The sequence below is a fragment of the Limimaricola cinnabarinus LL-001 genome (genome assembly GCF_000466965.1).
Lineage (GTDB): Bacteria > Pseudomonadota > Alphaproteobacteria > Rhodobacterales > Rhodobacteraceae > Limimaricola > Limimaricola cinnabarinus.
On the sequence record NZ_BATB01000028.1, the window covers coordinates 14,231 to 38,230 of the forward strand.

The following is a 24,000-nucleotide window of genomic DNA, read 5'->3' on the forward strand; positions in this document are numbered from 1 at the left end:
CCCTGCCCACGAGATGCGGACAGGCATCCTCATCCGAGGCCCGGTCAATGTGCTTTGGACTTGGCAGGCAACAGCGACAGGACCGCCACGAGCACCGCGCCCACCGCGAGGCCTAACAGGCCCATCAACGTCGCACCGGTCAACCAGCCCAGCGCCTCGGGCAGGACCGGCACGTGATGCATGACGTATTCCTTGGCCCCCTCGACCGCGTGTTCGGGAAGGGCGATGTGATAGTTCTCGAGCCCGTGGATCAGGATCCCGCCGCTCACCCACAGCATTGCCGCCGTGCCGACAATCGACAGAAGGTCGAGCACATAGGGCATGCCCTTGACCAGCAGCCGCCCGAAGGCCGGAACGAACCCGTCCGGGCCGCGCGCCGCCAGCGCTGCGCCCACATCGTCGGCCTTCACGATGATCGCCACGGCGCCGTAGACGAGGAAGGTGATGAACACGCCGACGACCCCGAGCACGAGAGCTTGGGTGACGAAGGGCTGGCCCGCCACGGTCGACAGCGTCAACGCCATGATCTCTGCCGACAGGATGAAATCCGTGCGGATTGCGCCCTTGACGGTGCTCTCCTCGTCGAGCGGTGCCGCCTTGGCCGCACCGTGCCCGTGCCCCAGAAAGACCTCGGCTACCTTTTCGGCGCCTTCGTAGGCGAGATAGAGCCCACCCAGCATCAAAAGCGGCGTGATGGCCCAAGGTGCTAGAAAGCTCAGCGCGAGGGCCGCCGGCAGCAGCACCAGCAGCTTGTTGCGCAGCGAGCCGATGCCGATCTTGCGGATGATCGGCAGCTCCCGGTCGGCCATGAAGCCCAGAACGTATTTGGGGGTGACGGCGGCGTCGTCGATGACGATGCCCATGGACTTGCTGCCCGCCTTCACGGTGGCTGCGGCCACGTCATCGAGCGACGCCGCAGCGGTTCGGGCGATCAGGGCGACGTCGTCGAGAAGAGCGAATATTCCGGAACTCATGGGCCTGCCAATGCTGTGGGACGGTTGAACTTGCGTCGGGTGTATCGTCTTCCAACGAGCCATGCATCGAATGGGTCGCTATTGGGACGAAGTTTCTGTCACGAGGCAGTCTGAACCTGCGCCATGAGGAACCTCGGGCATCGCTCGCGAGCGCCATGCTTTGCTCAGAACTTCAGAACTGTGGAAGGGATCGCGCGGTCCGGTTGGTCAGCCCGCGCCGATGTTGCCGAAGTGCTGCGGCCTTCCCTGACCGGAAGAGGGGGGCGAACGCCCGCGCCGGGCTTGCCGCGCAGAAACTCGTCATGATCCGGCACTCCCCGGGGATCGCGGGCGAGGTCAGGCGACCCTGCGCAGGAATCGCCGGAGCCGCTCGTCGCGCGGCGCGTCGAGAACCTCGCTCGGCGGGCCCTGCTCGACGATGCGGCCGCCCTCCATGAAGACCACGCGGTCCGCAATTTCGCGGGCGAATTGCATCTCATGCGTCACGATCAGCATAGTCTGGCGCTGCTCGGCGACACGGCGCATGAGATCGAGCACCTCGCCGACCCATTCGGGATCGAGCGCAGAGGTCGGCTCGTCAAAGAGCATGAGCTGCGCGCCGATGGCCATGGCCCGGCCGATGCCGACGCGCTGCTGCTGCCCCCCCGAAAGCGCGGCTGGAAAGCTGTCGGCCTTTCCGGCGAGCCCGGTCTCGGCAAGCACTTCCAGCGCGCGGTGCTCCGCCTCGTCCTGCGAACGGCCCTGCACCGTGACCAGCGCCTCCATGATGTTCTCCTTCGCCGTCTTGTTGGCAAAGAGGGCGTAGTTCTGGAACACGAACGACGTGGCGCGGCGCAGCGCGAGGATGTCGCGTTTCGAAGCGCGGTCGGCATCGACCGAGACGTCGCCCACCCGGATCGTTCCGGCATCGGGCCGGTCGAGGAAGTTGAGGCATCGCAGCAGCGTCGACTTGCCGGTGCCGGAGGGGCCGATCACGACGACCCGCTCGCCCTCTGCGATGTTGAGGTCGATCCCGTCCAGCACCGCCGTGCCGCCGAACCTCTTGATGAGACCTTGAACCGAGATCATCGCGCATACGCCTTGTTGAGATGGGCCTCGAGCTGTTTCTGCCCCTGGTTCAGCGTCTCGACCATGATCCAGTAGATCACCGCCACCACGAGGAAAGCCTCGAAATAGAGAAAGCTGCCCGAGGCTTCCTTTTGTGTCGCGCCCATCATCTCGGTCACCCCGAGCGTGAAGGCGAGCGAGGTGCTCTTGATCATGTCGATGAAGTAGTTGACCAGCGTCGGCGCCGCGATCCGTCCGGCCTGCGGCAACACGATCCGCCGCATCATCTGGCCTTGGGTCATGCCGATGGATTGCGCGGCCTCCCACTGGCTGCGGTCGACGCCGGTGATCGCGGCGCGGATCGCCTCGGCCATGTAGGCCGAGAAATGCAGCGTCAGCCCCATGATCGCGGCCGTGACGCCGTTGATCTGCGTCAGGAACGCGAGAACCTGCGGCAAACCGTAGTAGAACAGGAACAGCTGCACCAAGAGGGGCGTGCCGCGAAAGAAACTGAGAAACAGCATCACCAGCCAATCGAGGCCCGGCACACGGATGACCCGCTCGACGGCCAGAAGCGAGGCCAGCACCAATGCGCAGGCCATCGCCACCACCGCCATGAACAGGGTCATCGGCACGTAGCCGAGAATGACGGGCACCAGCCCTATCATGTAGTCGAGGTCGAGTGCCCGCATCGATCAGCTCACTCGACCGCGGTCGCGGAGGTGGTGATGTCGCTGTCGAACCACTTCTTCGAGATGTCGGACAGCGTGCCGTCCTCTTTGAGCGCGGTCAGTGCCGCATCGACCCGCTCGAGCATCGCGCGGTCCTCTTCGGTGTCACGGAAGGGCAGCGCGTTGCGGATCTCGGAGAACGGCTCCCCGGCCAGCTGCAAGGGCAGCGGGCTTTCGGCGATCACCTGCGCCGAGGAGACCCGGTCCATCACGAAGGCATCGACACGGCCAAGCGCGGTGTCCTGCTCAATGTTGGATTCGTAGGTGCGAATGTCGATCTCGTCCGCGAAGGGCAGATCGCGCAGGAGCTGCTCGAAATTGGAGCCGAGATTAACCGCGACGGTCCGGCCGCGCAGGTCCTGGACGCCCTCGATCTCGTCGTTGCCCGCCTTGGTCACCACCTGCGCGCCGTCGATCACATAGGGCTGGGTGAAGGCGAACGCCGCCTCGCGATCGGGGGTGATGGTGATCTGGTTGGCGATCGTGTCGATCCGCCCCGCCTCGAGCGCACCGATGAGACCCGAAAACGACATCGTCTCGAACGCGATGTCGAGGCCGGCTTCCTCGCCGACGGCGTTCATCACGTCGACCTCGAAGCCCTGCAGCTCATCCTGACGCACGAAGGTGAAGGGAAAGTAGCCGCCGGACATGCCGACGCGCAGCGTGTCGTTCTCCTGCGCCATGGCGGCGCCCGACAGACCGCCGGTAGCGATGACAGCGGCAATGACCGTTTTCAGCATGGTGAAGCTCCTTGGTGTTGGACGACCCACCTGCCGTCTTGGAGCGACGAGTTCAACGTTGGTCTTGGAAATAAGAGCGCATGCCCAACTGCCGAGGCCACGATCGGAACAATATGCCCTCGCGACGCTCGTTGCACGGACCAACATTCTAGGTCGCGCCGCCGTTGCGAGGTCGACCTTGTGCGTGATCTCCGCTTCAAAGTGGTCTCGCAGATGTCGGTCATTGACGCGCTAACCAGCGTTACCGAACGCTGCCATGCTTGAATGTTTTTTTGTACCGAATGCCCGGGCCAACGCCGGAGAAGCCCCGCCAGTGGCGGTGATTTCTCTGCACTCTAACAGGGATATGGCGGAGAGACAGGGATTCGAACCCTGGGAACCCTTGCAGGCTCAACGGTTTTCGAGACCGCCCCGTTCGACCACTCCGGCACCTCTCCGCGGTCTGTGGGGCGTTTAGCCAGTGGCGCGAACGGGCGCAAGTCCCCCGCGACGAGAATTTGTCGAAGTTTTCGGTCACCGTGGCGTCAGCCTTTGCTGTGCTGTTGGAATGTGCGGGGCGAGAGCCTATCACAGGAAGACGCATTTCGGAGACCATGCCATGCAGCGTCACAAAAGCCCTCTCGCCGTTCTCGCCGCCATCGTGCTGGGTACGCTCGCGCCGAATGCGGCTGGCGCGCTGACCGCACAGGAGATCGATCGGCTCGTCAAGGCGCTGTCGCTCGACGAGATCACGGCGGTGATGCGCGAGGAGGGCCTCTCCTATGGCGCGGATCTGGGCGCGGAGCTTTTCGCGCAGGGCCGATCCGGTTGGGGCGAAGAGTTGGCGCGGATCTATGACGCGCGGGCGATGCAGGACGCGCTGGCGCGGGGGCTCGAGGAGGGGTTGGTGGGTCACGAGATCGGCCCGGTGCTCGCCTTCTTCGAAACCGGGCCGGGCGCGCGATTCTCGAGGCTCGAGGCATCGGCACGGCGCGCCATGCTGGACCCCGATGTCGAGGCCGGGGCCGAGATGTCGGCCGCGGAGGCAATGGACGCAGAGACAGAACGGTTCGCGCTGATCGATTCTTTCGTCGCGACGAACAACTTGATCGAGATCAATGTCGCGGGCGCGCTCAACGCGAGCCTCGCCTTTTCCCGGGCGCTGCTCGACGGCGGAGCCTTTGGCGGCGCCATGGGAGAGAGTGAGATGCTGGGCGACATCTGGCTGCAGGAGCCGCAGATCCGGCGCGACACTACTGAATGGCTCTATGCCTTTCTGAACCTCGCCTATGGCCCGGCGACGACCGAGGAGTTGGAGGCTTATGTCGCCTTCTCGCAAACGCCTGCGGGGCGCGATCTCAACAAGGCGCTTTTTGCTGCCTATGATGCGATGCTGATCGGCATCTCGCGGGATCTGGGTGAGACGGCGGCGCGGCTGATGGCCGGGCAGGAGATCTGATCACCCGCCCCAAAGCAGCAGCGACGTGACAAGCGCGCCGGGGTTGCTTTCGAAAAGCCCCAGATCGCCGGTGAGCTGAAGCCTGCGGGCCGGGCGATCGGCGAGCGGCACACCCGCCGCATCGAAGGCGCGCTCCAGCGCGGGGCCTCCGCCTCGGGAGATGTCGTCCAGCACGGATGCGAAATTGCCTTTCACGGCGATCTCGACCGCGCCCCGGCGGGCGTTGTCCTGCGCCGTGGCAGGCAGCAGCGTGGAGCGCAGGCCTGGCAGCGCGCCAGGCGCGCAGGCGGGCAGGGCGGCGAGGAGCAGCAGGAGGGGAAGAGCGCGCATGACGGTCCTTTCGCGGGGTTGACTTGGGATACCGCCTCGTTGATAAGCCCGCATCCCGGCAAGACCCCTTGTCACGGGATGAGCGGCTATCCGCAAGGCAAGCCGCGGTTTTCAATGACCGCCCCGATCGGGGCGCGCAGTCCGACGGTGGGGCCAAAAGCTCCGGAAACGCCCCGTATGGGGGACCCAAGCGACGCGGTATACGAAGGAACGACACATGTTTGCGGTTCTCAAGACCGGCGGCAAGCAGTACAAAGTGGCCTCGGGCGATGTGCTCCGGGTCGAAAAGCTGGCTGCAGATGCGGGTGACACCGTCCAGTTCAACGACATTCTGATGATCGGCGATGCCATCGGCGCGCCCTTCGTCGCGGGTGCGGGCGTTCAGGCCGAAGTGATCGACCAGATCAAGGGCGAGAAGGTCATCCACTTCGTGCGCCGTCGCCGGAAGCACTCGTCCAAGCGCACCAAGGGCCATCGCCAGCAGCTGACGCTGATCCGCGTCACCGACCTGCTGGCCGACGGCGCCGACAAGTCGGGCGTCAAGGCCGCGATCGGTGCGGGCTCCGCGCCGCGTTCGACCGAAACCGCCCCCGCGGCCAAGCCCGCCAAGGCTGCTGCATCGGGCGACGATCTCAAGAAGCTCTCGGGCGTCGGCCCGGCGCTCGAGAAGAAGCTGATCGAAGCTGGTGTTACCAGCTTTGCTCAGATCGCCGGTTGGTCGGAAGCGGACGTCGCCCGCTACGATGAAGAGCTTGGCCTCAAGGGCAAGATCGAGAAAGAGGGCTGGGTTGCCCAGTCCCAGGACCTCAAGGCCTAAGGAGAGAGACACATGGCACATAAAAAAGCAGGCGGCTCCTCCCGCAACGGGCGCGACAGCGCCGGACGCCGTCTCGGCGTCAAGAAGTTCGGCGGCGAAGCGTGATCCCGGGCAACATCATCATGCGCCAGCGTGGCACGAAGATGTGGCCGGGCGCCGGCGTCGGCATGGGCCGCGACCACACCATCTTCGCGACCGAGGAAGGCCGCGTGACCTTCCACAAGGGTCTCAAGGGCCGCACCTTCATCTCGGTGCTCCCGGTCGCCGAGGCCGCCGAGTAACGCCGGACCTCGATGTGACGACAGCGACGGGGGATCGGTGAGAAACCGGTCCCCCGTTCGCATTATGAACATAGATGTCGCCCATAAGGGCGCCATGAGTCCCCGGCGCAGAACCGGGGCCCGAGCAGCAGGGAAGCGGAGGAGGCGGCCCATGAGAAGCAATGACATCAAGGTGAGCGACGGCCAGCCGGTGATCGAGGCGGAGCGTTTCGTGCTGCGGCCGCTGCGTCGCTCCGACGAGGGGTTGATCGCGCATTATGCCGCCGATCCGCGTGTCGCGCGCGGCACGCGCCGGATTCCGCATCCGCTGCCTCCGGGCACAGTGACCCAACTGATCGAGCGGGCGCAGCGTCCCGACCGCACCGAAGATGTCTGGGTCATCGACGGCTCCGAGAACGCCTTGGCCGAGGTCTTGGGCCTCGTGACGCTGACTCGCATGGATCGTGGTCAGTCCGAGGTGCATTACTGGGTTGCGCCCGCCTTCTGGAATACGGGCTTCGCTTCCGAAGCGCTGCGCGCGCTGATCAACGTCAACCCGCATGGCGCGGCGCAGGTCTTTGCCGAGGTGTTTCAGGACAATGCCGTCTCGGCCCGCGTCCTGACCAATTGCGGTTTCGAATATCTGGGCGATGCCGAGGCCTACTCGGTCGCCCGTGGCGCCACCGCGCCAACATGGACATATGCATTGAAGATCGAATGACCCAGGAACTGATGACCGAACGACTCCGGCTCCGGCCGGTCTGCAAGGCCGATGTCGAGGCGATCCACGCCGCCCTTCAGGACATCGAGATCGCCCGCTGGCTGAGCCGCGTGCCCTATCCCTATGGCCGCGACGACGCCGAATGGTTCGCGGGAGAGGTCGAGGCAGGCCGAATTCCGGCCTATGCGGTGATCGACGCCGACGGCTTTGCCGGGGTCATCGCGATCGATCCGACGCTGGGCTACTGGTTCGCGCGCGACCGCTGGGGCCGGGGCTATGCCACCGAGGCCGGGCGGGCGCTGCTCGATGCGCATTTCTCGAACGGCAACGCCGAAGCGGTCGAGGCGGGATATTACGACGACAACGCAGGCTCGGGCCGCGTGCTCGACAAGCTCGGTTTCGAGCTGGTGGGACCGCAGATGCTGCCGTCCATGGTGCTTGGCCACGACGTGCCGGGCCAGAAGACGCGGCTCACCCGGGCGCGCTGGAATGTGCTGCGGGCACAGGAACGCACCGCGGCTGCCTGACCAGTCGCGGGGGAGCGGCGACTGCCGCTCCCCCGCGCGCCCTTGAGAACGGCGGCATGATCGGCTACCTCAAGCGCTTATCCGCAAGAGGCGCCGTCCCATGAAGTTTCTCGATCTCGCAAAGGTCACCATCCGCTCCGGTTCGGGCGGCAATGGCTGTGTCTCGTTCCGCCGCGAGAAGTTCATCGAGTATGGTGGTCCCAATGGCGGCGACGGCGGCAATGGCGGCGACGTGATCGCCGAGGCCGTGGACGGTCTCAACACGCTGATCGATTTTCGCTACCAGCAGCACTTCTTTGCCCAGAACGGCCGCGCGGGCCAAGGCAGCCAGCGCACCGGTGCCACGGGCAACGACATCGTGCTGCGCGTGCCCGTGGGCACCGAGATTCTCGATGAGGACGAGGAGACGGTGATCGCCGATCTCACCGAGGTGGGCCAGCGCGTCGTGCTGGCGCGTGGTGGCAATGGCGGCTGGGGCAACCTGCATTTCAAATCGGCGACCAACCAGTCGCCGCGCCGCGCCAATGGCGGCCAGCCGGGCGTCGAGCGGGAGATCTGGCTCAGGCTCAAGCTGATCGCCGATGCGGGGCTCCTGGGTCTGCCCAATGCGGGCAAGTCGACCTTCCTTGCTGCGACCTCGAACGCGCGCCCCAAGATCGCGGATTACCCCTTCACCACGCTGGCGCCGAACCTCGGCGTGGTCGGCGTCGACAACGTCGAATTCGTAGTGGCCGACATCCCTGGATTGATCGAAGGGGCTTCAGAGGGCCGGGGCTTGGGCGATATGTTCCTCGGCCATGTGGAGCGCTGCGCGGTGCTCTTGCACCTTGTCGATGGCACCTCCGGCGACCCAATGGTCGATTATCGTACCATCATCGGTGAACTCGAAGCCTATGGCGGGGGTTTGGCTGAAAAGCCGAGGATCACGGTGCTGAACAAGATCGACGCGCTGGACGAAGAAGAACGGGCCTTTCTGGCCGATGAGCTCGCTGCCGAATCCGGTGGCGAAGTAATGCTGATGTCCGGCGCCACGGGCGAAGGCGTGACCGAGGTGCTGCGTGCCCTGCGCGCGCGTATCGATGCGAACCGCCTGCGCCAGAAGGAAATACCGGAAGAGGAAGACAAGACATGGCAACCCTGACGGACGCCAAGAGGCTGGTTGTGAAGATCGGCTCGGCCCTGCTGGTGGACCGGGAAACCGGACAGCTCAAATCCGATTGGCTGCGCAGCTTGGCCGAAGACGTGGCGATGCTGCGCGACAATGGGACCGAAGTGACCCTCGTGTCCTCGGGGTCGATCGCCCTCGGCCGCCGTGTTCTGCACCTGCCCGAAGGCGAACTACCGGTGGAACAGAGCCAAGCCGCCGCCGCCGTGGGTTCGATCCGGCTCGCGCGGGCTTACGAAGACGTGTTCACACCGCATGGCAAGATCACCGCACAAGTCCTTGTTACGCTTGATGATTCAACAAGTCGTCGTCGCTACCTCAATAGTCGGGCGACGCTCGATACGCTGCTGTCCCTCGGGGCGATCCCTATCGTGAACGAAAACGACACCATCGCCACTGACGAGATCCGCTACGGGGATAACGACCGTCTTGCGGCGCAGGTCGCCGTGACGGTCGGGGCCGATCAGCTGATCCTGCTGTCGGATGTCGACGGGTTCTACAATGGCAACCCGCATGTCGATCCCTCGGCCAAGCGGTTCGAAGAGGTCGAGGAGATCACGCCCGAGATCCAGGCCATGGCCGGCCTCGGCGTTTCGGGCCTGTCCAAGGGCGGCATGATCACCAAGCTGCTCGCAGCCAAAGTGGCGTCGGAGGCCGGATGCGATATGGCGATTACGCTAGGTTCGCCACTTAATCCCTTGAAACAGCTCATGAATGGCTGCAACGCTACTTGGTTCAAGGCGCAGACCGATCCGCATTCAGCACGTAAAAACTGGATCTCGGCGATGAAGCCCAAGGGTGAAATCCGCATCGATGCCGGGGCCGCTCGCGCGCTGGCTGACGGCAATTCGCTGCTGCCTGCGGGTGTTACCGGCGTCTCGGGTCGTTTTGGCCGTGGCGACCCGGTGGCCATCACCGGGCCTGACGGCACCCGCGTCGGCTTTGGTCTGACCCGATACACGGCCGAGGAGACGCGCAAACTTCGCGGCCACCAGAGCGACGAGATCGAGAAGGTGCTTGGCTACAAGGGTCGTGCCTCGCTGGTGCACCGCGACGACATGGTCGTCTGACGCACCTTCCATCTTCTCGACAGATCCGAAATCAGCGTCCGAAAGGAACCCGCATGACCGATCACACCGACATTCCCGCCTTGATGAAGGATATCGGTGAGCGTGCCCGCGCCGCCGCCGCCGAGTTGGCCTTTGCCAAGCCCGAAGCCAAAAAGACCGCCCTCGAAGCCGCCGCCGAGGAGGTGTTGCGCCGCCGCGAGGAGATCAAGGAGGCCAACGCCAAGGATCAGAGCTTTGCCACCGAAAAGGGCATCAGCCCGGCAATGATGGACCGGCTCAAGCTCGATGACGACCGCATCCAATCCATCGTGGATGGTTTGCGCGCCATTGCGGGGCAGGACGATCCGGTAGGCGCGGTGCTCACCGAATGGGACATGCCATCGGGCCTCAACATCCGCCGCGTGCGTACGCCGCTCGGCGTGGTCGGCGTGATCTACGAAAGCCGTCCCAACGTGACAGCCGACGCGGGCGCTCTGTGCCTCAAGGCGGGCAATGCCGTGATCCTGCGCGGCGGCTCCGAGGGGCTCAACTCCTCGACGATCCTGACCGAGTGCCTGAAGACCGGCCTTGAGAAGGCCGGGCTGCCGACCGATGCGATCCAGCTGGTGCCGACCCGCGACCGCGCCGCCGTCTCGGAGATGCTGAAGGCTACGGACCATATCGACGTGATTGTGCCGCGCGGCGGCAAGGGCCTCGTCGGGCTGGTGCAGCGTGAGGCCCGGGTGCCGGTCTTCGCCCATCTCGAAGGCATCGTGCACATCTATGTCGACAAGGCCGCCGATCCCAAGAAGGCGCTCGAAGTCGTGCTCAACGCCAAGACCCGTCGCACCGGCATCTGCGGCGCCGCCGAATGCCTGTTGGTGCATGAGGACCTCAAGGACAGCCTTGGCCGCGACATCGTCACAGCGCTCGTCAAGGCGGGTGTCAACGTGCATGCCGCGCCCGAATTCGCCGATGTCGTGGGCACGACCCCCGCGACCGAGGATGATTGGGGCCGCGAGTATCTGGACATGGATATTGCGGCAAAGACCGTCCGCGATGTCGACGGCGCAATCGAGCATATCCGCGCCTACAGCTCGAACCATACCGACGGCATCCTGACCGAGGACAAGGCGACCGCCGAGCGGTTCTTCGAGCGGGTCGATAGCGCGATCCTCGTGCATAACGCCTCGACCCAGTTCGCCGATGGTGGTGAATTCGGCATGGGGGCCGAGATTGGCATCGCCACCGGCAAGATGCATGCGCGCGGCCCCGTGGGGGCCGAGCAGCTGACCAGCTTCAAGTATCTCGTCGTCGGTGACGGCGCGGTTCGCAGCTGATCAAAGCCTGATTTCGATCCCGTGCTCGCCCGTCTCGATCGACGCCGGGCGGGCACGGGCGCGCAGCAGGGCCGCGGCCGCCGCGAATTGCACTTCGCCGGGTCTGGCGTCGCTCGTCACCTCGAGGCCGCGCAGCCGGTTCCAAGCATCTGCTTCGATCCGGAGCCGTGGCCCATGCCCGCGCAGCCGAAGTGCATCGACCGACCCGTCGACCGTGATGCTGCCGCCATAGGGAAGTGCCGCTTCAAGGCAGGCGATGAGCAGCAGGGCCAGCTTCGCACGGTCGCGTGTCAGATCCTCGGTCACCTCCCAATCAAGGCGCAGGCGGCCGCTGCGCGACACCGCGTCGAGAATCGACACGACCTCGTTCCTGCCGATGATCTGTCGTGTCGTGGCGACACCGTAGGCAAGGCGGAAAAAGCGGATGCGGGCGAGGGCGCTCTCCACGCTCTCGGAGATCAGGGACAGCTCGGGCCCGGGCGGGGCGGTCAACGCCAGAAGCTCCACCCCATTGCCGATCGCGCTTAGCGGGCTGATAAGATCGTGGCACAGGCGCGAAGCGATCAGCGCGCCGAGATCCGGATCATCGCTCATGGCGTGTTCCCAAGACAGCAGGAGGCCGCGATGGCCGATTTGAATTCCATTCTCACGCCGGGCATGATCGTGCGCCATCCCGATCGTCCCGAATGGGGCAATGGCCAGATCCAGTCCAACATCGGTGGCCGCATTACCGTGAATTTTCGCGAAGAGGGCAAGGTGGTGCTCGATGGGTCCAAGGTGGCGCTTGTCCTTGTATCGGCGAGTGACTGAATTCAACCCAAGGTAGCGAACCGTCGCCACCTGTCAACGACTGAGGCGAGCCGGCGCAGTCTTGTTGCCAAGCGGGGCGACCCCGCCTAGAACCCGGAGGCAACATCCCGATCCGGAGACCGCCCTCATGGCGCCTGTGCCGAGTCCGATCCGACGCCGATGATCCTGTCCTCTCCTGTCCTGTCGGTGCGGCTTGCCCGTGACGCGGCCGAGCATGCCGAGGCCGAGCGTCTGCGCTACGATATCTTCGTGCGTGAACTGGGCGGCGATGGTGAGATGGTCGATCACGAGGCGGGCCGCGAGCGCGACCGCTTCGACGCGGTGACCGAGCAATTGCTCCTGATCGACGAGGCGCGGCCCGAAGGCGCACGCATCGTCGGGCTCTACCGCCTGCTCGACGACGAGGGCGCTGCGCGGATGGGGCAGTTCTATACCGAGGACGAGTTCGACCTCGCCCCGCTCAAGCGCTCCGGGCGGCGGCTGCTGGAGCTGGGGCGCTCTTGCCTGCATCGCGACTACCGGGGCGGCACGGCGATGTTCCGGTTGTGGCAGGGATTGGCCGCGCATATCGAGGCGCGCGGCATCGAGATCCTGTTCGGCACCGCTTCGTTCCAAGGGGCCGATCCGCGCGCGCATCTCGGGCCGCTGGCGCTTTTGGGCCGAGATCACCTCGCCCCGCCCGAATTGCGGGTGACGAGCCGGCAGGTAGATCATGACGCGATGCCGGTGGTCGCAGATCTCGACCGGGCGGCGGCGATGCGGGTGATGCCGCCCTTGATCAAGGCCTATCTGCGGATCGGCGGCCGGGTCGGGCAGGGCATGTTCTCGGACCGCGCCTTCAACACCACGGATGTCTGCATGATCCTCGACATGAACCTGGCCCATGCGGGCCAGCGCGCCCGCTACGGCGCGCGCGGATGAACGGCGCGCCCGAGCCCCTGACCTGGCACGGGGTCGAACCCGCGCCATGGGACGGCCCCGATCCGGCCGGTTGGCTGCGCGTGGCGTGGCGCGCCCCGCTTCTGGGCGGCGTCATGCTGCTGGCGCTGGCGGTGTCGCTGGCGCTACGACCGCTGGAGCGGCGGATCTGGGGGCTGAGCCGCCCGGTCACCTCGCGCATCACCCAAGGGGCCTGCCGCGCGGCCCTTGCGATCCTGGGGCTGCGGCTGGGGCTGACCGGCCGCCCGATGGAGGGGCACGGGGCGATGGTCGCCAACCATGCGTCTTGGCTCGACATCTTCGCGCTCAACGCCAAGGCTTCGGTCTATTTCGTGTCCAAGGCCGAGGTGGCGGGCTGGCCCGGCATCGGCTGGCTGGCGCGCGCCACGGGCACCGTCTTCATCCGCCGCGAGCGGCGTGAGGCCGCCGCGCAGGTGCGTCTGATGCGCGAGCGGCTGGCGCATGGCCACCGGCTGGTGTTCTTCCCCGAGGGCACCTCGACCGACGGGCGGCGGGTGCTGCCGTTCAAGGCGACGCTTTTCGCGGCCTTCCTGTCGCCCGATCAGCCGAACCTCGAGATTCAGCCGGTGAGCGTGGTCTACCGCGCACCCCAAGGCCGGGACGTGCGGTTCTATGGCTGGTGGGGCGACATGGAGTTCGGGCCGCACATGCTGCGGATGCTGTCGGCGCGGCGGCATGGGCGGATCGAGGTGATCTATCACCCGGCCTTGCGGGTCGCCGACCATCCCGACCGCAAGGCGCTGGCGCGCAAGCTCGAGGGCGTCGTGCGCGCCGGGCTGGAGAGCGCCGGCGCGCTGGAGCAACCGGCAGTTCAGCCCGCCATGGCCGATGCATAGCGGCGCAGCATCTCCGCGGCGTCGGCCTCACGCCAGATCTCCTCGCCGATCCCGAAGAAATCGGCATGCGGGGCAAGGCGCCGCACGAGATCGAGGTCGAGCGCGCCCTCGGCCACCACCGGCACCTCGATCATCATCGACCACCATTCGAACAGCTCGGCCTCGGCCTGCGGCGTGGTGCCCAGATCGGTGGCCCCCGCCGGGCCGAAGGAGACGTAATCCGCCCCCACCTCACCCGCGGTCATGCCGTCATGGCGCGAGTTGCCGCAAAACGTGCCGACGATCGCGTCTTCGCCGAGATCCTTGCGGGTGGCCCGCACCGAACGCGAGCCATCGGTGAGATGCACGCCGTCGAGCCCGAGCCGGGTGACGAGCTTGGCATGGGTATCGATCACCAGCGCCACATCGCGCGCATGGGTGATCTCGCGCAGCGCGTCGGCGGCGCGGCTGATACGGTCCTCGTCGCGCGTGGCGAGCCCGAGGCGCACGCAGGCGACCTCCGTGGCATCGAGGCAGGCGGCGAGCCGGTCGGGAAACTCCGACAGTTCGAATTCGGGCGGGGTGACGAGATAGATCTGCGGCGCGTCGTCTTGGTCGCTCATGAGGGCCTCCTGCACTTCGAGGCCGCCCTATATCGGGGATCGCGGGGCTTGGCTACTTCGCAGGCAGGCTTTCGGCATGGGCGAAGGCCAGCGCCATCAGCGTGCCGCGTGAATCGTCGTCGGCCACCGTCTCGTCTTTGGCCGCGACCATGCCGCCCATCGGCTTCCCGGTGAACATCATCGGCCCGGTGCCGGGGATCTCCAACGCCTCGGCTTCGCGTTCCTTGCCGACCCGGAACATCGCGCCCTGCGAGGTGACGCCGCACAGCATGTTGCCGAAAAGCATGAAGCCAGACCGCCGAACATCCGCTTTTCCGAGATGCCCGGCCGCCCGTCCAGATCATCGCGCAACAACGCCGCCAGTCCTTCGTCATAGGCCATCGGTGCCACTCCTTGTCTCGGACGTCCCTCGAGGCTACACCGCCGCGCATCCTTCCGCCTAGCCCCGGGACCACCATGACCGACCCCAAGCCACAGCCCGCCTTCGTCCTGATCCGCCCGCAGATGGGCGAGAACATCGGTGCTGCGGCGCGCGCGATGTGGAACTTCGGCCTCGACAGGATGCGTGTCGTGGCCCCGCGCGACGGCTGGCCGCAGGAGCGGGCGGTGGCGCTGGCCTCCGGCGCAGGGCGGCTTCTGGACGAGGCGATGCTGGCAGGCGACACCGCCGAGGCGGTCTCGGACTGCACCTTCGTCTACGCCACCACGGCCCGTCCGCGCGGTCTCACCAAGGAGGTGATGACGCCCGAGGCCGCGATGCGCGACGCCGCCGAGCGGATCTCGCAGGGCCAGAAGGTCGCCGTGATGTTCGGACCCGAACGCGCGGGCATGGAGAACGACGACATCGCGCGCGCCAACGTCATCGTCTCGGTCCCGGTGAACCCCGAATTCGCCTCTCTCAACCTCGGGCAATGCGTGCTGCTCATGGCCTATGAGTGGCGTCGCGCCTCGACCGAGGTTGCCGATCGCCGGATTGAGATGGCGGGGGCCGAATGGGCGCAGGCGCATGAGGTCGAGAAGCTCGCCGAGCATTACGAGGAGCGGCTCGATGAGGCGGGGTTCTATTTCCCCGAGCACAAGGCCGCGCATATGAAGCAGACCATGCGCAACCTGTGGAGCCGGATGCCTCTGACGCGTTCGGATGTGCAGACGCTGCACGGGGTGATGCGACAGATGGTCCGCTGGAAGGAGCGCGGCTGAGGGCGTAGCCCTTCGCGCGTTCCAAGTCGTTGCAATGGCGGGTGTTGTCGCCCGCAGGGTGCGCGCCTAGTCTGCGCGCCGATCAGACCGGAGGTCCCGACATGGCGAAACAGGCGGAAAAGCGACCCCGCTCCATTTTCGAGGAGGTGGGCACGAACCAGAAATCCGTCGCCACCCCCGGCGGCATCGACCGCGGTCGCGCCGATGCGCGCCGCGGGTTGCGGATCTGGCTCGGCATTCTCTTCGTGCTCGTCGCCGCCATCGTCTTCGTCGGTGGCATGACGCGGCTGACCGACAGCGGGCTGTCGATCACGGAATGGAACCCGGTCTCGGGGGCCATCCCGCCGCTCTCGGCCGCCGATTGGGATGTCGAGTTCGCCAATTACAAGGCCAGTCCGCAATACGAGCTGATGAACCAGGGCATGGAGATGTCCGAGTTCAAGCGCATCTTCTGGTGGGAATGGGGCCACCGCCAGCTTGGCCGCACCATCGGCCTCGTCTGGGCGCTGGGCTTTCTGGGCTTTCTTGTGACCAAGCGCATTCCGGCGGGCTTCAAGACCCGCTTTCTGGGTCTCGGTGCGCTGATCGGGCTTCAAGGCGCGGTCGGCTGGTGGATGGTTCATAGTGGGCTTCAGGACGGCATGGTGACCGTCGCCTCCTACCGCCTCGCCACGCATCTCGGCCTCGCCTTCGCGATTCTTGGCCTGATCACGTGGTACATCCTGCGGCTCAAGCGGCGAGAGGTCGATCTGCTGCAGGCTCGCCGCTCGGCCGAGCGCAAGCTCTGGGGCGGGATGACCGGGCTGATGCATCTGGGCTTCTTGCAGATCATCCTCGGGGCGCTGGTGGCGGGGATCGACGCAGGCCGTGCCTTTCCGACCTGGCCGCTGATGGGCGACAGCTTCCTGCCGCCCGATCCGTTCCAGCTCGAGCCGATCTGGCGCAACTTCTTCGAGGATGCGGGGCTGGTGCAGTTCATCCACCGCATGTCGGGCTACCTGCTGATGATCCTCGGCGTCGTCGTCTGGTTGCGGGGCCGCCGGTCGCCGCACCCGTCGACCCGCCTCGCGGTCAATGCCGTGCTGGCGATGCTGGTGGTGCAGATGGTCCTCGGCATCGTCACGGCGATCTACGCAGCGCCGCTCCATGCCGCGATCACGCATCAGCTCGGCGCGGTGCTGCTCTGGGTGCTGATCCTGCGCGCCCGCTTTCTCGCCCGCTACCCCTATGTCCAGTCCCTCAGGAAGATCCGCAAATGACCGTGTATGACGATCTGATGGCGCATGCGCGCGAGACCGAGGCGCTGGCGCAGGTGGCGGGCCGTCTCGGCTGGGATCAGGAGACGATGATGCCACGCGGCGCCGCCGCCCAGCGCGGCGAGGAATCGGCAGCGATGGAGGGCGTGCTGCACGCGCGCCGCACCGATTCGCGCTTTGGCGACTGGCTCGCGCAAGCCGAGGCGGGGGATGCGGTAGCCAAGGCCAACCTGCGCGAGATCCGCCGCGCCTACGAGCGCGCGAAGAAGGTGCCCGCAAAGCTCGCCGCCGAGATTGCCCGCGTCACCTCGGTGGCGCAGGGCGTCTGGGCCGAGGCCCGCGCCGCCGAGGATGTCGCGGCCTTCCTGCCGACCCTGCGGCGCGTCGTGGCGCTCCGTCAGGAGGAGGGGCAGGCTCTGGCACAGGGCGGGGACGTCTATGACGCGCTGCTCGACGATTACGAGCCGGGCGCCGGGCCGCCGAGCTCGACGAGATGTTCGGTGCCCTGCGTCCGCGCCTCGTGGCGCTGCGGGCGGCGATACTGGACAAGCCGCAGCCTGCCGCGCTTGCGGGCCGCTTCGACGAGGCGGCACAGCTGGCGCTTTCGCGCGAGCTGGCAGGGCTGTTCAGCTACGATTTTTCGCGCGGGCGTATCGACAAGGCGGTGCATCCCTTCTGCTCGGGATCCGGCAGCGATGTGCGTGTTACCACCCGCACCGATCCGGTCGATCCGTTCAACTGCCTTTATTCGACGATCCACGAGGTCGGTCACGCAAGCTACGAGCAGAACGTCGACCCCGACCACCTGCTGACGCCGATCGGACGGGGCGTGTCGATGGGCGTGCATGAAAGCCAGAGCCGGATCTACGAGAACCAACTCGCGCGGTCTCCTGCCTTTGCAGGTTGGCTGCTGGGCCGTATGCGCGACACCTTCGGTGATATCGGCATCACCGACCCGATGGAATTCGCTCGCGCCGTCAACCGCGTCTCGAACGGCTATATCCGCACCGAGGCGGACGAGGTGCAGTACAACCTGCATGTCATGATGCGCTTCGATCTCGAGCGGACGCTGATTTCCGGCGATCTGGCGGTGGACGACCTCGAAGCGGCCTGGAACGACCGTTTTGCCGCCGATTTCGGCTTTGCCGTCGACAAGCCCTCGAATGGCTGCCTGCAGGACGTGCACTGGTCGGTGGGATTGATGGGGTATTTCCCGACCTACAGCCTCGGCAACGTCTATGCGGGCTGCCTGCACGCGGCGCTGCGGGCCGACCGGCCCGCCCTCGACGCCGAACTGGCGCGCGGCGACCTCTCGGGTGCCACGACATGGCTGCGCGACAAGGTGCAACGCCACGGGGCGCTGATGTCGCCGCGCGAGACGATCAAAGCGGCTTGTGGTGCAGCACCGTCCGAAGCGCCGCTGCTCGATTATCTCGAAGCCAAGTTCAGTGCGCTCTACGATCTATGATTTGCCGGCCACCCATGTAAAAACCCCCGCGACCGTAAGGTAGCGGGGGTTTTTACATTTCGAGCCCTAGCTCCGGCGACGGCCGCGCCGCGCCGCGCGTTCAGGGCCTGCGCCATCGGTCCCGTCTGAGGCCGAGGAGAAGCCGCCCAGCTTCTCGACGATGGTTTCCAGCGTCGGACGCTCGCCGCGCGGGCGGGTCTCCAGCGCCTCGCGCATGGCGCGCAGATGGTCCGGCATGGTGCCGCAGCAGCCACCGATGATCGTCGCACCCGCGTCCCGCGCGAGGCAGGCATAGTCGGCCATCAGCTCGGGCGTTCCGTCGTAATGGATATGGCCATCCTGATACTTGGGGATGCCGGCATTGCCCTTGGCGATGATCGGCCGCTCCGGCCCGGCGGCGGTAAAGCCCAGAACCGTGCGCAACAGGTCCGACGCCCCGGTGCCGCAATTGGCGCCGAAGGCCAGCGGCGCGTGGTCGAGCTTGCCGACCATCTTGACCATGTCGGCGCTGGTCAGGCCCATCATCGTGCGGCCCGCCGTGTCGAAGCTCATGGTGCCGCACCAAGGCATGTCGGCCTTGCCGAACGCCTCGGCGGCGGCGCGGAACTCCTCGGCGGCCGAGATCGTCTCGACCCAGAGCACATCGGCGCCGCCCGCCTTCAGGCCCTCGGCCTGCTCGTGGAACATTTCGACCGCGATCTCGTGGGTGAGGCTGCCCATCGGCGCCATGATGTCGCCCGTGGGGCCGACCGAACCTGCCACGATCACCGTGCGGCCCGCCTTGTCGGCGACCTCGCGGCCCAGCTCGGCGGCAGCCTTGTTGAGTTCGAACACCCGGTCCTGCGCCTGATGCAGCTTGAGCCGCGAGGCGTTGCCGCCGAAGCTGTTGGTCAGGAACAGGTCCGATCCCGCATCGACGGCACCGGCATAGAGCGCACGGATCTTGTCCTGTTCGGTCACGTTCCAAAGCTCGGGCGCGTCGCCCGAGCTCAGACCCATGTTGAACAGGTTCGTCCCCGTGGCCCCGTCGGCCAGAAGCCAGTCACGGGTTTCGAGAAGTCGGGTAAGCGCGTCGGTCATTGGCGGGGCCTGTCTGGTCAGTGAGGCGCGGCGCAGCGCCGCGGAAGACCGGGAGCCGGATCGGCCGCCGGGCGGTATCGCCGCCCTTCTGCACCGGAGCGCCGCCGAATTCAATGTCGGGGATCGGCGGTTCGGCGTCGAGCGGCGCGGGCACGTGCACGGCGCGCGCGATCTCGATCCCGGCGCGCAACAGGCCGAGGCGGGTCGGGGCGGCGGCATAGAGCGGCCGCCAGCCGGGCCCGAAGCCGCGCTTGAACTGTTCGAGCCCCGCGCCGCCGGGCCGGGCCGCCACCTTGGCGCAGACCCATCCGGGCATCCAGCGCGGCATCTGTGGCAGCGCGGCGAGCGACAGCTGCGGCACCTGTGCCGCGCGGGCGGCCTCGATCGCGGCGAGGATCAGCGCCATCATTGTGCCATCGGGGGCCGTGCCGGTCTGGCGCATCAGGTCGAGGGTCCAGTCGCCCCGGCCTTGATGGAAGCTGGCGAAGGCCACCAGTTCGCCCTCGTGCCGGGCCAGCGCGACGAATTGGTGGTTCAGAAGCTCGGGGCAGAACCGCCCCATCGAAAACCCTCGCTCGCCGCCCGAGCGCGCGGCCCAGTCGGCATGGATGCGCGCCATCTCGTCCAAGGGCAGGATTTGCGGCGCGGTTTCGATCGTAACACCTGCCTTGGCCACGGATTTCAGCTTGCGGCGCAGGCCGCGGCAGGCGGGCCGATCGAGGCTCCAGCGGGCGGTGTCGATCACCGCCTCGGTGGCGATCCGTTCGACCGCCCAGCCCGCCGCGCGGGCGCGGATCGCCATGCGGGGCCCGCATTTGTAGATCGCCGCGTTGAAGCCGAGACGGCTGGCATGGGCGCGCAGCGCCGAAAGTTCGGGGCGGCCCAGCGGCTCACCGATCGCGGCCAGCGTGCCGCCGGTGCGCCGCACGAGCCAGCCGCTCTCCTGATCGGGCGACAGCAGAATCCGCGCGCTTTGCCAGACGAGACCCCATTCGGCCTGCGGCGCGCAGGACAGCGCCCGGTGCCGCGCCGCCCCTTCGGCCGAGGTCAGGCCCGGCCGTACATCGATGGTCATCGGGCGGATCAGCAGGAGCAGCGCCAGCAGCGCGGGCACCGCGTGATAGACGACGCGGTAGCCGATCATCGCGGCAATCAGGTCGGCCTCGGGCACCTGCGGCAGCAGCGCCAGAAGGCACAGCTCGAACGCGCCGACGCCGCCGGGGCTCTGGCTGGCGAGGCCCGCGCCCAGCGCCGCGAGATAGGCGAAGATTGCCGCCGAGGCCGGGATCTCGACGTCCGCCGGCAGCAGGAGCCAGAGCACGGCGCCCGCGGCGCAGGTGTCGATGGCGGTCCAGACGATCAGCCGGGGCAGCGTGCCCGCCCGCATCTGCGGCAGGCCGGGCAGGCGGGTGATCCGCGACACCCCCGCGATCACCACGATCGCCAGAAGCGCGGCCAGCGCCGTGTGCCCATCGAGCAAGAGCAACGACAGCCCCGCCAGCACGCCAAGCGCCCCCATGAAGGAGGCCGAAACCCACAGCGACAGCCGCGTCGCCGTCCATAGGTCGCATTCGGGCAGGCTGCGCCAGCGCACCAGCGCGCCGGTGAGGCTGCCGAAGCCCACGGTCTGCGCGATGGCCATGGCGCGCATGCCCGCCGCGCGGGCGCGGGCGGGAGCGATGCCGGTGCCCATGGCACGGTGCAACACCACGTCGTATTGACCCAAGGCCCAGAGGCTCAAGGCGGTGCAGGCCAGAGCGCCGATCCATTGCTGCGGAGGCAGCGCCCGAAGCGCGGGCCAGACCGCGCCGAAATCGATGGTCTCGCAGCGCTGCGCCAGAAGCCATGCGCCAAGGCCCAATGCCAGCAACGGCAACAGCCGCAGCGCGGTTCGCCCAAAGCTGAGCGGAAGGGACCGGGCTCCGCGCGTGGCGGGTTCAGGCGAGGATGCGGACATGGGCGCGGCTCGGGGTCAGAGGGCCTGAATACCGTCGCGGCGGTCGGCCGGACAGTATCGGACTTTGATTGAAAATCGGGCTTGTGCAGGAGGGGCGAGCCACCGAAAAGAGATCCCCGGGGCCGTAGGAAAGGCGGTAGAGAAACAGGGTATCAGTTTTCCTGCAACAGCTCCGACTTGGCTGCGATGGTGAACTCGGCCATCTTCTCGCGGATCTCTTCGTCGCTCATCAGGTGGCCTATGTCGCGGCGCAGCTTGCGGAACACGTCGTCGTCGCCCGCCTCCTGAAACTCGGCCTTGATGACCTCGCGGGTATAGTCGGCGGCGGCGTCGCCCTCCTTGCCCAGCAGGCCGGCGGCCCAGAAGCCGAGCATCCGGTTGCGCCGGGCTTCGGCGCGGAACTTCATCTCTGCATCATGCGCGAACTTCGCCTCGAACGCATGCTCCCGTTCATCGAAAATCGTCATTTGACTTGCCTTTCCGCGCCTCCGCCCCATGCAATAAAGGATACGCCCCGCGACACCTTGCCCGCAAGGGGGGCTTGGACTATGAGGCCCTCAAGGCCGCGTTACGCAGCAATCCGGTCACGGACCTGCTGCGTCGCCCCGACATCCGGGGCCTTGGCGCGCGAAACCCCGTGGAGAGCGCATGGCACGTCGCAAGAAGATTTACGAGGGCAAGGCGAAGATCCTTTATGAAGGCCCCGAGCCGGGAACGCTGGTCCAGTATTTCAAGGATGACGCGACCGCCTTCAACGCCGAGAAGAAGGCGGTGATCGAGGGCAAGGGCGTGCTCAACAACCGCTTGTCCGAATTCTTCATGACTGGGCTGCAGTCGATCGGCGTGCCGACGCATTTCATCAAGCGGCTGAACATGCGCGAGCAGTTGATTCGTCAGGTGGAAATCATTCCGCTCGAAGTCATCGTGCGCAATTTTGCCGCCGGTTCCATGGCCAAACGTCTGGGCATGGAAGAAGGCGCGCCGTTGCCGCGTCCGATCATCGAGTTCTCCTACAAGGACGACAAGCTCGGCGATCCGCTGGTGCCCGAGGAATACATCATCGCCTTCGGCTGGGCCTCGCAGCAGGATCTCGACGACATCGTGGCGCTGGCTCTCAGGGTCAACGACTTCATGTCGGGTGTCATGCACGGCGTCGGCATCAAGCTGGTGGATTTCAAGATCGAGATCGGCCGGATCTGGGACAACGACTTCCAGCGCCTCGTCGTGGCCGACGAGATCTCGCCCGACAGCTGCCGGCTGTGGGACATCGAGACCGGCCAGAAGCTCGACAAGGACGTGTTCCGCAAGGATCTGGGCAGCCTCACGGATGCCTATACCGAGGTGGCGCGACGCTTGGGCGTGCTGCCCTCGAACGTGACCCACCGTCCCCGCCCGACGCTCATCAACTGAGGCGTCGGGTCGACCGGACCGACTGACAGATCGAAGAAGAAGGAGCGGCGCGCATGAAGGCTCGCGTGCAGGTGATGCTGAAGACCGGAGTCCTCGACCCGCAAGGCGAGGCGATCCGCCATGCGCTCGGCGCGCTGGGCTTCGACGGCGTCGAGGGCGTCCGGCAGGGCAAGGTGATCGAACTGGACCTCGCGGGGGACGATGCGACCGCCGCCGAGGCCCAAGTGACCGAGATGTGCGAGAAACTTCTCGCCAACACGGTGATCGAAAGCTACAAGATCGACCTGAGCTGAGGTCGCGCGCCGCCTCTCGGGGCGGCGTTCGCGTCTTTGGAACAGGTTTCGCTTTCGGGCATCGCTCGGCCGTCTTCGGGGGGCCTGAGCACCGGGAGCGATGCGGCGGTGGTTGCAGGGGAGGGCGCCACCGCCGACCTGAATTCGCGCCGCGGGCCGCCAGAGCCCCCGGCCTCCAGTTACCTCGTTCGCGGTTCCGCCGACCCCCGTTTGCGGTCCCGCCCCAGACCCCGAAGGATGCCCGCCATGAAGGCCGCCGTCATCGTCTTTCCCGGATCCAACTGCGATCGCGACATGGCCGTCGCCCTGCGCGCCGCCGGTGCCGAGGTCGAAATGGTCTGGCACAAGGATGCCGGTCTGCCGCGCGGCGTCGATCTGGTCGCCGTGCCGGGAGGCTTCTCCTTCGGCGACTACCTGCGCTGCGGCGCCATCGCCGCGCAGTCGCCGGTCTGCCGCGCCGTGATCGATCACGCGCAGAAGGGGGGCTACGTGCTGGGTGTCTGCAACGGGTTCCAAGTGCTGACCGAAACCGGCCTGCTGCCCGGCGCGCTGATGCGCAACGCCGGCATCCGCTTCGTCTGCAAGTCGATCCCGCTTGAGATCGGGACCACCCGGAGCGATTTCACCAGCGGCTACGCCGAGGGTGCGACGCTTCATATCCCCGTGGCCCATCACGACGGCAACTACTTCGTCGATCAGCCGACGCTCGATCGGCTGCGCGCTGAGGACCGGATCGCCTTCACCTATGGCGACAACCCCAACGGCTCGACCGGCGACATCGCTGGCGTGCTCTCCGAGAACCGCCGCGTCCTCGGCATGATGCCGCACCCCGAGCGGGCGGTGGATGCGGGACATGGCGGCACCGACGGGCGCGGCCTGTTCGTCAGCCTCGTGGGCGCGCTGGTTTCGGCCTGAGCCTCGATCTCACGCCGCCCGTGAATGCGGCGTGATCCGCCCCGGCTTGCCGCGCCGCCCGGCGCGGCGTAAAC

At 66.7% G+C, this 24,000-nt stretch carries 26 protein-coding genes, 1 tRNA gene and 2 pseudogenes; 17 read left to right on the plus strand and 12 right to left on the minus strand.

Annotation, left to right across the window (positions count from 1 at the left end):
* Positions 1–44: 44 nt before the first annotated feature.
* The 5 genes from MBELCI_RS10590 to MBELCI_RS10610 all read right to left on the minus strand — a co-directional run bounded on the left by MBELCI_RS10590 (position 45) and on the right by MBELCI_RS10610 (position 3,929).
* Positions 45–974 (minus strand): DUF808 domain-containing protein, encoded by a 930-nt coding sequence (locus MBELCI_RS10590; RefSeq protein WP_021694197.1) that lies wholly within the window; start codon positions 972–974, stop codon positions 45–47.
* Between the two features lie 336 nt (positions 975–1,310).
* On the minus strand, positions 1,311–2,042 hold the full coding sequence (locus MBELCI_RS10595; RefSeq protein WP_021694198.1) for an amino acid ABC transporter ATP-binding protein: 732 nt from the start codon (positions 2,040–2,042) through the stop codon (positions 1,311–1,313).
* On the minus strand, positions 2,039–2,713 hold the full coding sequence (locus tag MBELCI_RS10600; protein WP_021694199.1) for an amino acid ABC transporter permease: 675 nt from the start codon (positions 2,711–2,713) through the stop codon (positions 2,039–2,041). Before MBELCI_RS10600 ends, MBELCI_RS10595 begins: the two co-directional genes overlap by 4 nt.
* 8 nt (positions 2,714–2,721) lie before the next feature.
* A complete protein-coding gene (locus tag MBELCI_RS10605; RefSeq protein WP_021694200.1) occupies positions 2,722–3,492 on the minus strand; it encodes an amino acid ABC transporter substrate-binding protein in 771 nt (256 codons plus the stop codon).
* Between the two features lie 347 nt (positions 3,493–3,839).
* Positions 3,840–3,929, minus strand: a tRNA-Ser gene (locus MBELCI_RS10610).
* A 161-nt stretch (positions 3,930–4,090) separates the two neighbouring features.
* Between MBELCI_RS10610 and MBELCI_RS10615 the strand changes: the two genes are divergently transcribed.
* Positions 4,091–4,930: a hypothetical protein gene (locus MBELCI_RS10615; protein WP_021694201.1), complete on the plus strand. Its 840-nt coding sequence runs from the start codon at positions 4,091–4,093 to the stop codon at positions 4,928–4,930.
* Here MBELCI_RS10615 and MBELCI_RS10620 read toward each other — a convergent pair whose 3' ends face one another.
* Positions 4,931–5,260, minus strand: coding sequence for a hypothetical protein (locus MBELCI_RS10620; protein ID WP_021694202.1), 330 nt, complete (start codon positions 5,258–5,260; stop codon positions 4,931–4,933).
* Positions 5,261–5,477: 217 nt separating this feature from the next.
* On the opposite strand from MBELCI_RS10620, the gene MBELCI_RS10625 reads away from it, so the two are divergent.
* The 7 genes and pseudogenes from MBELCI_RS10625 (at position 5,478) to MBELCI_RS10655 (ending at position 11,139) form a co-directional block, all read left to right on the plus strand.
* Positions 5,478–6,077 (plus strand): 50S ribosomal protein L21, encoded by a 600-nt coding sequence (locus tag MBELCI_RS10625; protein ID WP_021694203.1) that lies wholly within the window; start codon positions 5,478–5,480, stop codon positions 6,075–6,077.
* 12 nt (positions 6,078–6,089) lie between these two features.
* Positions 6,090–6,358, plus strand: a pseudogene (gene rpmA / locus MBELCI_RS10630) (50S ribosomal protein L27).
* Positions 6,359–6,509: 151 nt separating this feature from the next.
* Complete coding sequence (locus tag MBELCI_RS10635) at positions 6,510–7,058, plus strand: GNAT family N-acetyltransferase (RefSeq protein ID WP_021694205.1); 549 nt, start codon at positions 6,510–6,512, stop codon at positions 7,056–7,058.
* Complete coding sequence (locus MBELCI_RS10640) at positions 7,055–7,585, plus strand: GNAT family N-acetyltransferase (protein ID WP_052512719.1); 531 nt, start codon at positions 7,055–7,057, stop codon at positions 7,583–7,585. Before MBELCI_RS10635 ends, MBELCI_RS10640 begins: the two co-directional genes overlap by 4 nt.
* Before the next feature lie 100 nt (positions 7,586–7,685).
* Positions 7,686–8,726, plus strand: coding sequence for a GTPase ObgE (obgE, locus tag MBELCI_RS10645; RefSeq protein ID WP_021694207.1), 1,041 nt, complete (start codon positions 7,686–7,688; stop codon positions 8,724–8,726).
* Entirely contained in the window at positions 8,714–9,820 is a 1,107-nt protein-coding gene (proB, locus tag MBELCI_RS10650; RefSeq protein ID WP_045320014.1) for a glutamate 5-kinase, read from the plus strand. The genes obgE and proB overlap by 13 nt, the downstream gene beginning before the upstream one ends.
* A gap of 53 nt (positions 9,821–9,873) precedes the next feature.
* The gene (locus MBELCI_RS10655; RefSeq protein ID WP_021694209.1) at positions 9,874–11,139 is read left to right on the plus strand and encodes a glutamate-5-semialdehyde dehydrogenase; all 1,266 of its coding nucleotides are present in this window, start codon (positions 9,874–9,876) and stop codon (positions 11,137–11,139) included.
* Here MBELCI_RS10655 and MBELCI_RS10660 read toward each other — a convergent pair whose 3' ends face one another.
* Positions 11,140–11,733 (minus strand): histidine phosphotransferase family protein, encoded by a 594-nt coding sequence (locus MBELCI_RS10660; protein WP_021694210.1) that lies wholly within the window; start codon positions 11,731–11,733, stop codon positions 11,140–11,142. It abuts the gene before it with no gap.
* Positions 11,734–11,763: 30 nt separating this feature from the next.
* Here MBELCI_RS10660 and MBELCI_RS10665 point away from each other — a divergent pair, with 30 nt between their 5' ends.
* From MBELCI_RS10665 to olsA, 3 genes are all read left to right on the plus strand, one after another.
* A complete protein-coding gene (locus tag MBELCI_RS10665; RefSeq protein ID WP_021694211.1) occupies positions 11,764–11,949 on the plus strand; it encodes a DUF3553 domain-containing protein in 186 nt (61 codons plus the stop codon).
* Positions 11,950–12,108: 159 nt separating this feature from the next.
* A complete protein-coding gene (locus MBELCI_RS10670) occupies positions 12,109–12,870 on the plus strand; it encodes a GNAT family N-acetyltransferase (protein ID WP_021694212.1) in 762 nt (253 codons plus the stop codon).
* On the plus strand, positions 12,867–13,745 hold the full coding sequence (gene olsA / locus MBELCI_RS10675; RefSeq protein WP_021694213.1) for a lyso-ornithine lipid O-acyltransferase: 879 nt from the start codon (positions 12,867–12,869) through the stop codon (positions 13,743–13,745). The genes MBELCI_RS10670 and olsA overlap by 4 nt, the downstream gene beginning before the upstream one ends.
* On the opposite strand, the gene MBELCI_RS10680 is transcribed toward olsA, so the two are convergent.
* Together MBELCI_RS10680 and MBELCI_RS10685 are read right to left on the minus strand one after the other, a co-directional pair.
* Positions 13,721–14,347 carry a thiamine phosphate synthase gene (locus MBELCI_RS10680; protein ID WP_021694214.1) on the minus strand — a complete coding sequence of 209 codons (627 nt, stop codon included), beginning with the start codon at positions 14,345–14,347 and terminating at the stop codon, positions 13,721–13,723. The genes olsA and MBELCI_RS10680 overlap by 25 nt on opposite strands.
* A 52-nt stretch (positions 14,348–14,399) precedes the next feature.
* Positions 14,400–14,633: a hypothetical protein gene (locus MBELCI_RS10685; RefSeq protein WP_021694215.1), complete on the minus strand. Its 234-nt coding sequence runs from the start codon at positions 14,631–14,633 to the stop codon at positions 14,400–14,402.
* A gap of 170 nt (positions 14,634–14,803) precedes the next feature.
* On the opposite strand from MBELCI_RS10685, the gene MBELCI_RS10690 reads away from it, so the two are divergent.
* From MBELCI_RS10690 to MBELCI_RS10700, 3 genes and pseudogenes are all read left to right on the plus strand, one after another.
* Positions 14,804–15,547, plus strand: coding sequence for an RNA methyltransferase (locus MBELCI_RS10690; protein ID WP_021694216.1), 744 nt, complete (start codon positions 14,804–14,806; stop codon positions 15,545–15,547).
* Between the two features lie 101 nt (positions 15,548–15,648).
* Positions 15,649–16,806 (plus strand): heme A synthase, encoded by a 1,158-nt coding sequence (gene ctaA, locus MBELCI_RS10695; protein WP_021694217.1) that lies wholly within the window; start codon positions 15,649–15,651, stop codon positions 16,804–16,806.
* Positions 16,803–18,271: pseudogene (locus tag MBELCI_RS10700) on the plus strand (carboxypeptidase M32). Before ctaA ends, MBELCI_RS10700 begins: the two are co-directional and overlap by 4 nt.
* A 66-nt stretch (positions 18,272–18,337) precedes the next feature.
* On the opposite strand, the gene bmt reads toward MBELCI_RS10700, so the two are convergent.
* The 3 genes from bmt to MBELCI_RS10715 form a co-directional block, all read right to left on the minus strand.
* Entirely contained in the window at positions 18,338–19,351 is a 1,014-nt protein-coding gene (bmt, locus tag MBELCI_RS10705; RefSeq protein ID WP_021694219.1) for a betaine--homocysteine S-methyltransferase, read from the minus strand.
* Complete coding sequence (locus MBELCI_RS10710; RefSeq protein WP_131505536.1) at positions 19,314–21,308, minus strand: phosphatidylglycerol lysyltransferase domain-containing protein; 1,995 nt, start codon at positions 21,306–21,308, stop codon at positions 19,314–19,316. The genes bmt and MBELCI_RS10710 overlap by 38 nt, the downstream gene beginning before the upstream one ends.
* Before the next feature lie 152 nt (positions 21,309–21,460).
* Positions 21,461–21,775, minus strand: a complete 315-nt coding sequence (locus MBELCI_RS10715) for a DUF1476 domain-containing protein (RefSeq protein ID WP_021694221.1) — start codon at positions 21,773–21,775, stop codon at positions 21,461–21,463.
* A 181-nt stretch (positions 21,776–21,956) separates the two neighbouring features.
* Between MBELCI_RS10715 and purC the strand changes: the two genes are divergently transcribed.
* The 3 genes from purC to purQ all read left to right on the plus strand — a co-directional run bounded on the left by purC (position 21,957) and on the right by purQ (position 23,926).
* Positions 21,957–22,718 carry a phosphoribosylaminoimidazolesuccinocarboxamide synthase gene (gene purC / locus MBELCI_RS10720; protein WP_021694222.1) on the plus strand — a complete coding sequence of 254 codons (762 nt, stop codon included), beginning with the start codon at positions 21,957–21,959 and terminating at the stop codon, positions 22,716–22,718.
* A 53-nt stretch (positions 22,719–22,771) separates the two neighbouring features.
* Positions 22,772–23,011: a phosphoribosylformylglycinamidine synthase subunit PurS gene (gene purS, locus MBELCI_RS10725; RefSeq protein WP_021694223.1), complete on the plus strand. Its 240-nt coding sequence runs from the start codon at positions 22,772–22,774 to the stop codon at positions 23,009–23,011.
* Positions 23,012–23,257: 246 nt separating this feature from the next.
* Positions 23,258–23,926 carry a phosphoribosylformylglycinamidine synthase subunit PurQ gene (gene purQ / locus MBELCI_RS10730; RefSeq protein ID WP_021694224.1) on the plus strand — a complete coding sequence of 223 codons (669 nt, stop codon included), beginning with the start codon at positions 23,258–23,260 and terminating at the stop codon, positions 23,924–23,926.
* The last annotated feature ends 74 nt before the right edge of the window (positions 23,927–24,000 follow it).